At 67.1% G+C, this 13,350-nt stretch carries 10 protein-coding genes; 3 read left to right on the top strand and 7 right to left on the bottom strand.

Annotated elements, in window-relative coordinates:
- Positions 1 to 878 precede the first annotated feature (878 nt).
- Positions 879 to 1,859 (top strand): 2,3,4,5-tetrahydropyridine-2,6-dicarboxylate N-succinyltransferase, encoded by a 981-nt coding sequence (gene dapD, locus A9974_RS16675; RefSeq protein ID WP_183005284.1) that lies wholly within the window; start codon positions 879 to 881, stop codon positions 1,857 to 1,859.
- Positions 1,860 to 1,970: 111 nt separating this feature from the next.
- Here dapD and A9974_RS16670 read toward each other — a convergent pair whose 3' ends face one another.
- Positions 1,971 to 2,597 (bottom strand): hypothetical protein, encoded by a 627-nt coding sequence (locus A9974_RS16670; protein WP_183005283.1) that lies wholly within the window; start codon positions 2,595 to 2,597, stop codon positions 1,971 to 1,973.
- Between the two features lie 134 nt (positions 2,598 to 2,731).
- Entirely contained in the window at positions 2,732 to 3,664 is a 933-nt protein-coding gene (locus A9974_RS16665; protein ID WP_183005282.1) for a GlxA family transcriptional regulator, read from the bottom strand.
- A gap of 164 nt (positions 3,665 to 3,828) precedes the next feature.
- On the opposite strand from A9974_RS16665, the gene A9974_RS16660 reads away from it, so the two are divergent.
- Positions 3,829 to 4,665 carry an SDR family oxidoreductase gene (locus A9974_RS16660; protein ID WP_183005281.1) on the top strand — a complete coding sequence of 279 codons (837 nt, stop codon included), beginning with the start codon at positions 3,829 to 3,831 and terminating at the stop codon, positions 4,663 to 4,665.
- On the opposite strand, the gene A9974_RS16655 is transcribed toward A9974_RS16660, so the two are convergent.
- Positions 4,632 to 5,519 carry a class II glutamine amidotransferase gene (locus A9974_RS16655; protein WP_183005280.1) on the bottom strand — a complete coding sequence of 296 codons (888 nt, stop codon included), beginning with the start codon at positions 5,517 to 5,519 and terminating at the stop codon, positions 4,632 to 4,634. The genes A9974_RS16660 and A9974_RS16655 overlap by 34 nt on opposite strands.
- 138 nt (positions 5,520 to 5,657) lie before the next feature.
- Between A9974_RS16655 and A9974_RS16650 the strand changes: the two genes are divergently transcribed.
- Positions 5,658 to 6,716 (top strand): low specificity L-threonine aldolase, encoded by a 1,059-nt coding sequence (locus A9974_RS16650; RefSeq protein ID WP_183005279.1) that lies wholly within the window; start codon positions 5,658 to 5,660, stop codon positions 6,714 to 6,716.
- A gap of 3 nt (positions 6,717 to 6,719) precedes the next feature.
- Here the strand turns inward: A9974_RS16650 and A9974_RS16645 are convergent, their stop codons facing one another.
- From A9974_RS16645 to hemE, 4 genes are all read right to left on the bottom strand, one after another.
- Positions 6,720 to 7,547 (bottom strand): AraC family transcriptional regulator, encoded by an 828-nt coding sequence (locus A9974_RS16645; protein WP_183005278.1) that lies wholly within the window; start codon positions 7,545 to 7,547, stop codon positions 6,720 to 6,722.
- A 72-nt stretch (positions 7,548 to 7,619) separates the two neighbouring features.
- Positions 7,620 to 9,683: a UvrD-helicase domain-containing protein gene (locus A9974_RS16640; protein ID WP_183005277.1), complete on the bottom strand. Its 2,064-nt coding sequence runs from the start codon at positions 9,681 to 9,683 to the stop codon at positions 7,620 to 7,622.
- A gap of 64 nt (positions 9,684 to 9,747) precedes the next feature.
- Positions 9,748 to 11,850: a primosomal protein N' gene (locus tag A9974_RS16635; RefSeq protein ID WP_183005276.1), complete on the bottom strand. Its 2,103-nt coding sequence runs from the start codon at positions 11,848 to 11,850 to the stop codon at positions 9,748 to 9,750.
- A 376-nt stretch (positions 11,851 to 12,226) separates the two neighbouring features.
- Positions 12,227 to 13,300, bottom strand: coding sequence for a uroporphyrinogen decarboxylase (gene hemE / locus A9974_RS16630; RefSeq protein WP_183005275.1), 1,074 nt, complete (start codon positions 13,298 to 13,300; stop codon positions 12,227 to 12,229).
- Positions 13,301 to 13,350 lie beyond the last annotated feature (50 nt).

Raw genomic sequence — 13,350 nt, 5'->3', positions numbered from 1 at the left:
TGCATTACTTACGGCCTCTGGGGCGGTCAGTGTGCTTGGCATGCTAGTCACCATCAAAGGGGGTTGGAGGAGGGTGCGGTGCCCGCCTCGTGCCGGCCGCGCGGGCGGCCTTACGAGGCTTACGCGGTGTCTTGCGTAAACGGATGCCGCTCTCGCGCCTGCGGTGAGCGTGTGTGCTTTGAATGCCTGTCGTGCTTTGAGTGCGGGTCGTGCTATGAGTATCTGTCGTGCTCTTAGTGCCTGTCGCTTTGAGTGCCTGCCATGTTTTGATCACCAATAAAGCAGCATCCGATTGGCACCGGCCTTCTAGCGGCGCGGATGCCGTAGATTCCAACAAAGTCTCCAGCGCCCGATGGGCGGCGCGCGAGACGGTCTGCATGCGCAAGCCAGTGCCTGCCGCGCCGCCCATCACCGCCCCTCCCCCCTGACAGAGCAACCATTAGAAAACCGCTCCCCACCAGCGCGAAGCGCACCCCCACCACAGTCAGCAACCCAAATGCCAAACGTGGCCGCCCGCGCGGCCACGGCTTGGCGACCCTGCAGATTTCATGCCCTGACCACAGGTCTAGCAGCGCAACGGACCCAGACACGCGTAGCCCGTCGTGCAGGGCTTCGTGGCAGCGGGCAACCTCGATGCGCCCGAGGGAATCCGTAGGGAGCCGAAGGCGGACGAGGATGACAACGGGGTAGTCCGGCGCCCGCGCGCCGGACCGCAATCGTGGGCGCCCGCTGCCACGAAGCCCTGCACGACGGGCGACCTACGAAGAACAACTCGAGCCGCAAAACGCAAACACCAGCACGCCCCCCAACAAACCTGGCCTAGAATATTCCCCCAAGAGAAACCCCAAAAAAAACCACAACAACACTCAGCAAGCACCATGTCCCAAGCCACTCAAACCAGCGCCATCGCCTACGGCCTAGCCACCATTGCCGCCGACGGCACCGTTCTTGATACGTGGTATCCGCGCCCTTCCCTGGCCGACAACTCCCCCGCCGGCGGCACTCGCCACCTGACGCCTGAAGAAGCGCGCGCCGCCCTTGGCGAACATGTGCCGACGTCTCTTGGCCGCGATACGCGTCGGAAAGTCGATATCGTTGCCGTGCGCACCGCCATCGCTTCGCTCGATGCCCCGCCGGTTGATGCCCATGATGCCTATCTGCGCCTGCATCTGCTCAGCCATCGGCTCATCCGGCCGCACGGCGCCAACCTGGATGGCTTGTTCAATGTGTTGGCCAATGTGGCCTGGACCTCGGTCGGGCCTTGCGCTGTCGATCAGGTCGAGGCCTTGCGTTGGCAATTGCGGGCGACTGGCCAGGTCCTGGAAATCCGGGGCGTCGACAAGATTCCGCGCATGACCGACTACGTCGTGCCGGCCGGCGTGCGTATTGCCGATACCGCGCGGGTGCGGTTGGGTGCGCATCTGGCGGCGGGCACCACCGTGCTGCACGAAGGCTTCTGCAACTTCAATGCCGGCACCCTGGGGGCCTCCATGGTCGAAGGCCGCATCAGCGCGGGGGTCATCGTCGATGACGGCACCGACGTGGGCGGCGGCGCGTCCATCATGGGCACCATGTCTGGTGGCGGCAAACAGGTCGTCGCCATCGGCAAGCGCTGCCTGCTCGGCGCCAACTCGGGCATCGGCATCTCGTTGGGCGATGACTGCGTCGTCGAGGCGGGTTGCTATGTCACTGCCGGCACGCGCGTGCTCACGCCCGAAGGGGCCGTGGTCAAGGCCGTCGAATTGGCCGGCCAGCATGGGCTGCTATTCCGCCGTAACTCGCAGACCGGCGCGGTCGAAACACTGGTGCGCACGGCGGCCTGGGGCACGCTCAACCCGGCCCTGCATACGGGCCATTGATCCGCGCGGCGAACGCCGCGCCCCCATGACACAAGGGCCGCTTTCGCGGCCCTTGATGCTTCGGAGATTGCGCTATGCGCCTGGTGTGTGACGCCAGAGGCATCCAGGCCGTCAGGCCGATGCTGCTTGCGCCGTTTCACCCAGGCGGTCGTACACCAGGTTGACGAACAGGTCCGAACTGAGGATGCGCGCTGCGGGGCACGAGAACACCGTAGCGCCGTCGTCGGTACTCAGGCTGACCGTTTCGGTCCAGTCGTTCAGGTCGATGCGTTGCAGCGATTCGTACGGCCAGGTGTTGGCACCGATGTGCAGGCCTTCGGCCGACAGGGCCAGTTCGCGTGTGGTCAGGTCGGGGAAATCGCCGCCATCCAGCGTGCGGAACGCCACCTTCGCGCCGTCGGCCAGCTTGGCTTCCAGCACCGGCAGGCGCTGGTCGACCAGGCGCGAGCGGAACGCGTCCATGAAGCGGGGAAATTCGGCGATGTTGCCCGGCACCAGGGTCCAGCCGGGTTCGGCGCGGCTGCGGTAGGCGAAGCGGTCGATGCCGTCGGGGCCGGTTTGCGGGCCGGGGGCAGACAGATACAGGTCGGAGATGTCGGCAAAAGCGGTGTAGCGGCGCTCGCCGTCTTGCTGGCGGACGATGCCGCGCTCGTGCAGCTCAAAGCAATCCGGGGTGCTCCCCGTGTCGGCAAACACCGCCAATGCGTCGGGGGCCTGCGGGGTTCTTTCATCAGTCATGCAACTTCCTTATTGGAATCGGGGTGCTTTCGCGGCCCAGGAACGTCGCAAAGTCATGCGATACGCATTCTCCCCCATATCGGCAAAGCGTGCTTGATGACCCCGTTTTAGCGGGCGGTTGGGCAATAACCGGGTCAGGCGCGCATCACCCGCAGCATCGCCTGCGGCGATTGGCCGAATGCGCGCAGAAAGGCCTTGCGCATGCGATCGCGGTCGCCGAAGCCGGTTTCGCGCGCGACGACCTCGGCGGGATGGCGGCCCGATTGCATCATGCCCTGCGCGGCCTCCAGCCGCAGGTGTTCGACAGCCTTGGCCGGCGACTGGCCGGTTTCCTGCCGGAACACGCGGCTGAACTGGCGCGGGCTCAGGTGGGCGGCGCGGGCCAGTTCCTCGACCGACAGTTCGGCCTTCAGGTTGGCGCGGGCGTAGGCCAGCGCCGTCTGCACCCGATCGGACTTGGCATCCAGTTCCAGCAGCGCCGAATACTGCGACTGGCCGCCCGCGCGGCGCTGCGTCAGCACCAGTTTGCGCGCCACCATGCGGGCCACGTCCGCCCCCAGGTCCGCCTCCACCATGGCCAGCGCCAGATCGACGCCCGCGCTCATGCCCGCTGAAGTCCACATGGGGCCGTCGGCCACGTAGATGCGGTCTTCGTCCACCTGCAGCCCGGGATACTCGCGCTGCAGGCGCCGCGCGAAGTGCCAATGGGTGGTGACGCGGCGGCCTTCCAGCAGGCCCGCCCGTGCCAGGATGAAGGCGCCGGTGCACATCGCGGCGCAGCGCCGGACGCGGCGGCTGGCGGCGCGCAAGGCGCGCAGCAGGCCATCAGAGCCGCCTTCGCCGGTGTTGTCGCCCGCCACGATCAGCGTGTCAACCGCAAGCCGTCCCAGCTTGACGGAATCCACCGCGAAGCCTTGCGAGCTGGGCACCGGCCCGCCGTGCTCGGACACCAGCAGCACCCGGTATTCCTCCGTGCCGGTGTGCATGTTGGCCGTTTCGAAAACGGTGCCGGCCGCCAGGCTCAGGACCTGGAAACCGGGGTGCAACACGATCGCGATTGTTTTCATGGCTAAGCCCGTCAATACGAAATAGCGCCTTGCGCAAGCTCTGGACCGTCCGGCTCGGCCGAATGTCCTAAAAAGACGCTTCTATGTCATTGAGGATATTCCACTCCGATTCTACTCTGCAAGCGTACCGGCGGCGCTGGCCGCCTTCCCCCTTGGAGTCCGCAATGAGCAATACCCTCGACAACACTACCCCTGGCCGCGCGCTGATCACCGGCGCCTCGGCCGGCATCGGTGCGCGCTACGCGCATCACCTGGCACGGCGCGGCCATGACCTGACACTGGTGGCGCGCAATGCCGACCGGCTGGAAGCCCTGGCCGGCCGCCTGCGCGCCGACACCGGCCGTGACGTGCGCGTGCGGGTCGCCGACCTGTCCAACGCCCCGGATCTAGCGCGCGTCGAACAGGAACTGCGTGACGACACGACGCTGACCATGCTGGTGAACAACGCGGGCATCGGGTCCGTCGCGCCGTTGCTGCAATCCGACCCCGCCCAGATGCAGGCCATGATCGACCTGAACGTCACCGCCCTGACCCGCCTGACCATGGCCGTCGTGCCCGGCTTCGTTGCGCGCGGCCACGGCACGCTGATCAACATCGCATCGATCGTGGCGCTGCATCCCGAAATGCTCAATGGCGTCTACGGTGCCAGCAAGGCCTATGTGCTGGGCTATTCGCAATCGCTGCGTCACGAGCTGGCGGACAAGGGCTTGCGCATCCAGGCCGTGCTGCCCGGGGCCACCGGCACCGAGTTCTGGGACCTGGCGGGCAAACCGGCCAGCGAACTGCCGGCAGGCATCGTGATGAGCGCCGACGACATGGTGCAAGCGGCGCTGGCCGGCCTGGACCAGGGCGAGTTCGTCACGATTCCGGCCCTGGCCGATCCCGGCCTGTGGCAGCGCCTGGAGGATGCGCGCCAGGCCTTGGGGCCGCTGCTGTCGCACAACGCGCCTGCGCCGCGTTACGGCATTCAGGCGCCCGGCGCCACCGGCACGAACGGGTAGTGCTCGACCCGGCCGCGCGCGGCGATGATGGCGGTGGCCTCGGGCACCTCTTCCCAGGCCCCCGGCATCTCGGTCAACGGTTCGGACAGCAGCAGGAAGGCATCATCGTCCAGCGCCGCGATCTGCGGATCGTCGGGATACAGCTGGCGCAGATGGTGCAGGCAAGTGTTGTGGAACAGCGTGCGTGATTCGCCTTCACTGGAATAGCGCACCGCGATCAGGCGCTCGCCGTCCAGCGCGCAGATCGTCATGTTGATGGGTTGGGCCACCCCATGGCGCCGGCCGGTCTCCTCCACCGCGCCGACCATGCGCGCCAGCGCCGGCAGCGCGTCTTCTTCCAGGCCGAAGGTCAGCGCCAGCAGGAACATCACCTCGGAATCGGTCGACCCTTCCAGCGAACCGAAATAGCTGGGCGCGATCATCAGCATCAGATCGCGCCGCAGCAGCGGATAGTCGCGGATGACGCCGTTGTGCACGAACAGCCAGTTGCCGTGGCGGAACGGATGGCAATTGGTTTCCTGGGCCGGCGTGTCGGTGGCGGCGCGGATGTGAGCCACGAACAGCGGCGCGTGGATGGCGCGCGCGGCTTCGCGCAGGTTGCGGTCGTTCCAGGCCGGATGCACGCTGCGATAACGGAACGGCGGCTCTTGGCGGGCCAGGGCATCCCGGGGTTGACCGTCCTGGCTCGGGCCGCCCCGTGCCTGGCTGTACCAGCCCAGGCCGAAGCCGTCGCCATTGGTGGTGGTGACGCTCATGCGCGCATGCAGGCTCTGGTCGATCAGAGAGTGCTTGGCCTTGAACAGCACGCTCTCCATTTGCAGGGGACTACCGGTATAAGCCAGCCAGCGGCACATGATGCGCTCCTTCAAGGCAAGCCCGGCGCGGGGCGGTACGGGACCGTCCCAGTGTAAGCCGCGTGCAATTTTCTACAAGCCCGCCTGCGGCGGCCACGGCATAGTGCAATTCCGCCGTATCCGCCAGAGAGCCTTGCCTTGGACACCCCGACCCCATCCCTACCGCAGCTGGGTTTTTCCAGCGACAACATCGCCGGCGCCAGCCCGCAAGTCCTGGATGCGCTGCTGCGCGCCAATGAGGGACAGGCCCAGCCCTATGGCGCCGATGACGGCAGCCAGCGCGTCGCGCGGCAACTGAGTGAAATTTTCGAGCGCGAGGTCGACGTGCTGCTGGTGCCTACCGGCACGGCGGCCAATTCGCTGGCGCTGTCGGCGCTGACCCCGCCCTGGGGCAGCGTGCTATGCCATGCGCAAAGCCACATCGCCAACGACGAATGCGGCGCGCCGCAGTTCTACACCGCCGGCGCGCGCCTGACGCTGCTGGACGGCGAGGCCGCCAAGATCGACCCGGCGCAGCTTGCGGTCGAGGTGCGCCGCAAGGCTGGCGACGTGCATTCGATGCAGCCTGCCTGCGTCAGCATCACCCAGGCCACCGAAACCGGCAGCGTCTACACGCTGGATGAGATCGCCGCGATCAGCGGCATCTGCCGCGAGGCCGGCCTGCCGCTGCACATGGACGGCGCGCGCTTTGCGAATGCGCTGGTCAGCCTGGGCTGCACGCCCGCCGAGATGACCTGGAAGGCCGGCGTCACGGCGCTGTCGTTCGGCGCCACCAAGAACGGCGTGCTGGGCGCCGAAGCTATCGTGCTGTTCGAGCCCGGCCTGGCGACCGAGCTGGCCTACCGGCGCAAGCGCGGTGGTCATCTGTTTTCGAAGATGCGGTTGCTGTCGGCCCAGATGGAAGCCTACCTGGATGACGGCCTGTGGCTGCGCAATGCGCGCCAGGCCAACGCCATGGCGGCCCGCCTGGCCGCGGGCATGGCCGGCCTGCCCGGCGTGCTTACACAAGGCCCGGCGCAGGCAAACATCCTGTTCTGCCACCTGCCTGCCGCGGCTATCCAGGGTCTGCTGGCGCAAGGCTTTCTCTTCTATCACGACCGCTGGGGCCCCGGCGTGGTGCGCCTGGTCACCTCGTTCGCCACCCGCGAACAGGATGTGGACCATTTCCTGGCGGCGCTGCGCGCCCAGTTGCAATAGGGGTCAGGCCGCGCGCCGGTAGGCCGATGGCGGCACGCCATAGGCCGTGCGGAAAGCGCGGTTGAAATGGCTCTGGTCGTAAAAACCCACGTCGGCGGCGACCTGGGCGATCGACGCGGGCGCGCGGGCCAGCACGGCGCAGGCCCGCTCCAGCCGCAGACGCGTCAGCCAGGCGTGCGGCGTCAGGCCCACCGTCAGCGCGAAACGCCGCAGGAACTGGTAGCGGCTCAGGCCGCATAACCGCGCCAGGTCTTCCAGGCCGATCTTGTCGCCCAGGTGGGCCTGGCAGTAATCCAGCACCGTGCGCGTGTGCGCCGCCGACAGGCCGCCACGGATATCCTGCCGCGCCACCGCGCCGGTGCGCGCGAACAGCGCGCCCATCAGCGCCAGCGAGGCGGACTCGTGCGCCAGCGGGCCGGCGGCCGCGCCCGCCATCCATGACGCGTGCAGCGCCACGAACCGCGTGGCCAGCCCCGCGTCCTCGATCAAGGTACCCAGGAAGCGTTCGTCCGGCGCGGCGCCCGACACCTCGGCCAGGAAACCGCGCATCAAGTCGGGCGCCATGCGGAAGGTCTTCAGCGTGTAGGAATGGCCGTAGTCGTCCACGCCCGTGCCGTCGTGGATCTCGCCCGGCGGCATCAAGGCGACGGCGCCCGGCCCCAGCAGGATGCTCTGGCCGCGAAAGGTCTGGCGCTGCACGCCCTGGGTCACCAGGCCGATGTGGTAATCGACGTGGTAATGGCGGTCGAACTCGAATTCGGACAGGCGCGCCACGCCCAGCACCAAGCCCGGCGTGCCAGGCACCGGTTGATATCGAACGTCGTCCTTCATGGATAGCGCCATGGTGCAAAGCGGCAGGTATAGCCCCTGAAGCCGGCCTCCGTCATGTAATTTATTGCGGCGCTACTTCTTGAGCAACGCCTTGAGCATGGCCATGCGCTCTTTGGGGTTCATGGCGGCCGTGGTCTCGTCTTCCTGCACCGTCGGGTCATCCAGCCCCATTTCCTCGATGAAGCGCGACGGTTCGCGCACCACGTCTTCGCGCGCCCGGCGGCGGCGCTTGCACCAGCTGAGATTCAGGCTGCGCTGCGCCCGCGTGATGCCCACGTACATCAGCCGGCGCTCTTCCTGGATGCGCGTGGCCAGGTTTTCGGCCGCCCGCGCCGGATCGCCGTCTTCGTCGTCCTTGCCCAGGTGGGGCAGCAGGCCTTCTTCGACGCCGGCCAGGTACACGTGCGGATACTCCAGCCCCTTGGACGCATGCAGCGTCGACATCTTGACCGCGTCCGGCTCTTCGTCCTCGCCGCGGTCCAGCATGGTGACCAGCGCCACGTGCTGCACCAGGTCGAACAGCGACATGTTGTCCTCTTCGGCCTTGCGCTTGAGCCAGCCGGTCAGTTCCAGCACGTTCTGCCAGCGCGTCTGCGCGGGGCGCTCGTCGAACAGCTCGAACAGGTGACGTTCGTACTGGATCGCCTGCACCAGGTCGTCGAGGATGACGCCGGCCGGCTCGGCGGGCGCACCGTCCTTGCCCGACGTGGCGCCGCGGCCGGCGCGCCATTGCATGCGGCGGATGAATTCGGTGAACGTGCGCAGGGGTTCCAGCTGGCGCGGGGCCAGCTGGCTTTCCAGGCCGGTCTCTTCCACCGCGGCCAGCATCGACAGCTCGCGGCTGGCCGCGTACTGGCCCAGCGTCTGCAGGGTCGCCTGGCCGATGCCGCGCTTGGGCGTCGTGGCGGCGCGGATGAACGCCGGATCGTCCTCGTCGTTGGCCAGCAAGCGCAGGTAGGCCAGCACGTCGCGCACTTCGGCCTTGTCGAAAAAGCTCTGTCCGCCCGAGATCGTGTACGGAATCTTCAGGTTGCGCAGCGCCTGCTCCAGGATGCGCGACTGGTGGTTGCCGCGATACAGGATGGCGAAATCCTTCCATTGCGCCTGGCGCTCGAAGCGCGAGGCCGAGATCTTCATGGCGATGGATTCGGCTTCCTGCTCTTCGCCATCCATCGCCGACACCAGGATCGGTTCGCCCACGCCCAGGTCCGACCACAGCTTCTTGTCGAACAGCTTGGGGTTCTTCTCGATCACCTGGTTGGCCGCCGCCAGGATGCGCTGGACCGAGCGGTAGTTCTGCTCCAGCTTGATCAGCTTCAGGTTCGGGTAGTCGGTGGTGAGCTTGGCCAGGTTCTCGATGGTGGCGCCGCGCCAGGCGTAGATGGCCTGGTCGTCGTCGCCCACCGCGGTGAACATGGCGCGCGGCCCGGTCAGCAGTTGCACCAGGCGGTACTGGCACACGTTGGTGTCCTGGTATTCATCCACCAGCAGGTAGCGCACGCGGTTCTGCCAGCGCGTGCGCACGTCTTCGTTGTTGGCCAGCAGGATGGCCGGAATGCGGATCAGGTCGTCGAAGTCCACCGCCTGGTAGGCGGCCAGCGTGGCGGCGTAGCTGCGATAGACGTTGGCGGCCTCGACGTCGCCTGGCGTGATGGCCTCGCGCGCGGCGTCGTCCGGGTCCATCAGCGCGTTCTTCCACAGCGAGATGATGCCCTGCACATGGCGCAGCCGGCCCTTGTCGGTGGTGGCCAGCAGCTCCTGGATGATCGCCATGGCGTCGTCGGCGTCCAGGATGGAAAACGTGGGCTTGAGTCCGGCGTTGCGGGCCTCTTCACGCAGCAGCTTCACGCCCAGCGAGTGAAAGGTGCTGATGGTCAGACCCTTGCCCAGCTTGCGATCCACCAGCGTCTTGACGCGCTCGTCCATCTCGCGCGCGGCCTTATTGGTGAAGGTCAGCGCCACCACGTTGCGGCCCATGTAGCCGCACTCGCGCAGCAGGTATGCGATCTTCTGGGTGATCACGCGCGTCTTGCCGCTGCCGGCGCCGGCCAGCACCAGGCAGGGGCCGTCCAGGTACAGCACGGCTTCTTTCTGCGCGGGATTCAGGCCGTGGCCTATGGGTTCGCTTGCGGACATGGGGACTCGGGGAAAGGGAATCGATCATAGAGCAATCAGGTGGGCAGCGCCGAGGCCGCCGCCGTCAGATTTCCAGAGGATCGACCTCCAGTTGCCAGCGCACGCGGGCTTCGTTGGCCAGATACGGCAGGTGGTGCGACCACGACGCCAGGAACGCCTGCAATGCCGGGCGGCTGGTGCTTTCGACCAGCAGCTGGGCACGTTCGACATTGGCCACCCGCACCACGCGCAGCGGCACCGGGTCGTACAGCATGACTGCGTCCAGCCCCGGAAAATCGGCCGCCCACTCGCCCTCGGGCAAGGCGCGCGCCTGCTGCAGGAAAGCCTGCGCCACCGCCAGCTCGCGCGCCTCGGCCGTCAGCAGCGCCTGGTAGGCGAACGGCGGCAGGCCCGTGCTTTCGCGCTCGTGCAAGGCATGGCGGGCAAAACCCGCGTAGTCGTGGCGCAGCAGCGCCTGGTACACGGGCTGCTCCGGGTAGCCGGTCTGGATAATCACCTGGCCGTTGCCCTGGTGGCGTCCCGCCCGTCCCGCCACCTGCATCAACTGGGCGAACAGGCGTTCGGGCGCACGGAAATCGTGCGCGAACAGCGCCGAGTCCGGGTTCAGCACCCCGACCAGGCCAAGCCTGGCGAAGTCGTGGCCCTTGGCCACCATCTGCGTGCCCACCAGGATGTCGACCTCGCCCGCATGTACCGAGGCGAACAGGGCCTCGGCGCTGCCCTTCTTGCGGGTACTGTCGGCGTCGATGCGCAGGATGCGGGCCTCGGGAAACAGCTCGGCCAGGTGTTCTTCCACCCGCTGCGTGCCGCGCCCCATCGGCGCCAGGTCCTGGTCGCCGCATTCGGGACAGGCGTGCGGCACCGGCGCCTGATAGCCGCAATGATGGCATTGCAACCGGTGGCCGCGGCCGGCCCGGTGCAGCACCGTGAAGGCCGTGCAACGCGGGCAATTGCTGACCCAGCCGCAGGACTGGCAATGCAGCACCGGCGCAAACCCGCGCCGGTTCAGGAAGATCAGCGACTGTTCCTTGTTCGCCAGCCGCTCGCCGATCGCCTCCAGCAACTGCGGCGACATGCCGTGCTTCATCTGCAGCCGGCGGGTGTCCACCAGCTTCATCGACGGCAAGGTGGTGGACCGCGCCCGGGCCGGCAAGGCCAGGCGCAGGTAGCGGCCGCGCTCGGCGTGCTGCCAGGTTTCCAGCGAGGGCGTGGCCGACCCCAGCACCACCGGAATATCCAGGTCGTGCGCACGCCATACCGCCAGATCGCGCGCCGAATAGCGCAGGCCGTCCTGCTGCTTGTAGGACGCGTCGTGCTCTTCGTCCACCACGATCAGGCCCAGCTCGCTCATGGGCGCAAAAATCGACATGCGCGTGCCCAGCAACATGCGCGCCTGCCCGCGCTGCGCCCGCGACCACGCCTGCAAGCGCTCACCGTCGGACAGCCCGCTGTGCATCACCGCCAGGCCGTCGGCGCCCACCAGGCTTTCCAGCCGGGCGCGCAGCGCGCCTTCCAGCTGGGGCGTCAGGTTGATTTCCGGCACCATCAGCAGCACCTGGCGGCCCGCGGCCAGCACTTTTTCGGCGGCGCGCAGATAGACCTCGGTCTTGCCGCTACCGGTCACGCCGTACAGCAGCACCGGCTTGAAGCGCGTCAGCCCCGCAATGGTGTCGACCGCGGTCTGCTGCGCCTCGTTCAGTTCGGGGGGCTGGTCTGCCGTCGCGGCGGCACGCGCGGTCTTGCGCTTGCGCGCGTCCAGCCGCGCCACCGGACCGCCCGCCGAGCGCTTGCCCTGGTATGCCGTGGGTTTACGCAGCGGCGGCGGCAACGTCGGCAGCATCACCTCGCCCAACGGCCGCTGATAGTAGTCGGCGGCAAAGCGCGCCAGGCGCAGCCAATCGTCGTCGAATGGCGGCAGGTCTTCCAGCACCTCTTCGACCCGCTTGATCTGCTTGGGATCGAAGGACGGTTCGGCCGGGTTATCCACCACCACCCCGATCAGCTTGCGCCGGCCGAACGGCACGATCACCCGCAAGCCCGCCGTGATGGGGGCATGGTGGCGATAGTCGAACGGGCCGGGCAGCGGCACGTCGAGCGCGACACGCACCCAGCAGGTCGCCGCCGGCTCGGCCGGCGTGGATTCGACCAGCGCGGGGACTTCAGACATGGGGTACGAAACGGAACATTGACTGGGCAGGCCCGGGGCGGCCGGGATCATCGGTGGCGGGAGAAGACAAGGCCGGGCCGGTACGCAGGCCCAGGGCCATTGTCGCGCCAAGCCGGTCGGCGGCTCCAGCCCCCGCCTGTGGATAACTTTGGGGAAAAGGCTGGAGCAACGTTAAAAATTGGAATAAGGCAAGATTGCATCAACTCTTGCAAATCTGTTGAAAACCTATTTTATTCCATTAAAAACAATAACTTATACAAACTTCCAAGATTGTAAACAAGCTTCTAGAGGGTTTTCCCCAAGCGTAATCTTGCTGTGCACAAGTGCCCGCCGGGGGCCTCAAACTTCGGCCCTAAGGACCGAAGCGTTCACTCACTTACCCTCTCAGCGAACGGCTGTGTTGGTGGACTTCGTCGACCAATTCGGCTACCGCTTCCGGCGGCGTGAACCGCGAAATGCCATGGCCCAGGTTGAACACGTGGCCGCCCTTGCCGACCGGGCCGAACGCATCCAGCACCCGGCGGGCTTCGGCGCGGATGGCGGACGCGCCGCCGAACAACGCCATGGGATCCAGATTGCCCTGAAACGCGACCGAATCGCCGGTGCGGCGGCGCGCGGCCGCCAGGTCCACCGTCCAGTCCAGCCCTACCGCGTCGCTGCCGCAGGCCGCGATGGCTTCGAGCCATTGGCCGCCGCCCTTGGTGAAGACAATGGACGGGACACGGCGTCCTTCATGCTCGCGCGTCAAGCCGGCCACGACCTTGCGGGTGTAGGCCAGCGAAAACTGCTGGAACAGGCCATCGGCTAGCACGCCGCCCCAACTGTCGAACAGCATCACGGCCTGCGCGCCCGCCGCGATCTGCGCGTTCAGGTACTGCAGCGTGGCCTCGGCGTTGATTTCAAGGATGCGGTGCAGCAGGTCCGGACGCGAGTACATCAGCGTCTTGATCAGGCGGTAGTCGTCGCTGCCCTGGCCTTCGACCATGTAGCAGGCGATGGTCCAGGGGCTGCCGGCAAAGCCGATCAGCGGCACCTTGCCGTCCAGGTCGCGGCGGATGGTGGACACTGCGTCGAACACATAGCGCAGCTTGTCCATGTCGGGCACGGCCAGGCGCGCCACGTCTTCTTCGGTGCGCACCGGGCGGGCAAAGCGCGGGCCCTCGCCTTCGGCGAAGTCCAGGCCCAGGCCCATGGCGTGCGGCACGGTCAGGATGTCGGAAAACAGGATCGCCGCATCCAGGTCGTAACGCGCGAGCGGCTGCAGGGTGACTTCCGAGGCGTAGTCCGGATTCTGAGCCAGGCCCATGAAGGAACCGGCCCGGGCGCGTGTTTCGCGGTATTCGGGCAGATAGCGACCCGCCTGGCGCATGAGCCAGATGGGGGTGTAGGGCACGGGCTCGCGCAAGAGCGAGCGCAAGAACACATCGTTCTTCAAGACGGCAGCGGACACGACTATCCTCGATGATCGGAAGCCGTGATTTTACTGCCCCAAGCTGACAG

Source organism: Achromobacter sp. UMC71, from assembly GCF_014170305.1.
Lineage (GTDB): Bacteria > Pseudomonadota > Gammaproteobacteria > Burkholderiales > Burkholderiaceae_B > Achromobacter.
This window is presented reverse-complemented; position numbering and strand designations above follow the sequence as displayed.

Excerpts from the sequence above, each read along its gene's own strand:
- A9974_RS16660 (WP_183005281.1), top strand. The coding sequence starts at position 3,829 with ATGAGCAATACCCTCGACAACACTACCCCTGGCCGCGCGCTGATCACC.
- A9974_RS16670 (WP_183005283.1), bottom strand. The coding sequence starts at position 2,597 with ATGACTGATGAAAGAACCCCGCAGGCCCCCGACGCATTGGCGGTGTTT.
- A9974_RS16665 (WP_183005282.1), bottom strand. The coding sequence starts at position 3,664 with ATGAAAACAATCGCGATCGTGTTGCACCCCGGTTTCCAGGTCCTGAGC.
- A9974_RS16640 (WP_183005277.1), bottom strand. The coding sequence starts at position 9,683 with ATGTCCGCAAGCGAACCCATAGGCCACGGCCTGAATCCCGCGCAGAAA.
- A9974_RS16635 (WP_183005276.1), bottom strand. The coding sequence starts at position 11,850 with ATGTCTGAAGTCCCCGCGCTGGTCGAATCCACGCCGGCCGAGCCGGCG.
- dapD (WP_183005284.1), top strand. The coding sequence starts at position 879 with ATGTCCCAAGCCACTCAAACCAGCGCCATCGCCTACGGCCTAGCCACC.
- A9974_RS16655 (WP_183005280.1), bottom strand. The coding sequence starts at position 5,519 with ATGTGCCGCTGGCTGGCTTATACCGGTAGTCCCCTGCAAATGGAGAGC.
- A9974_RS16645 (WP_183005278.1), bottom strand. The coding sequence starts at position 7,547 with ATGAAGGACGACGTTCGATATCAACCGGTGCCTGGCACGCCGGGCTTG.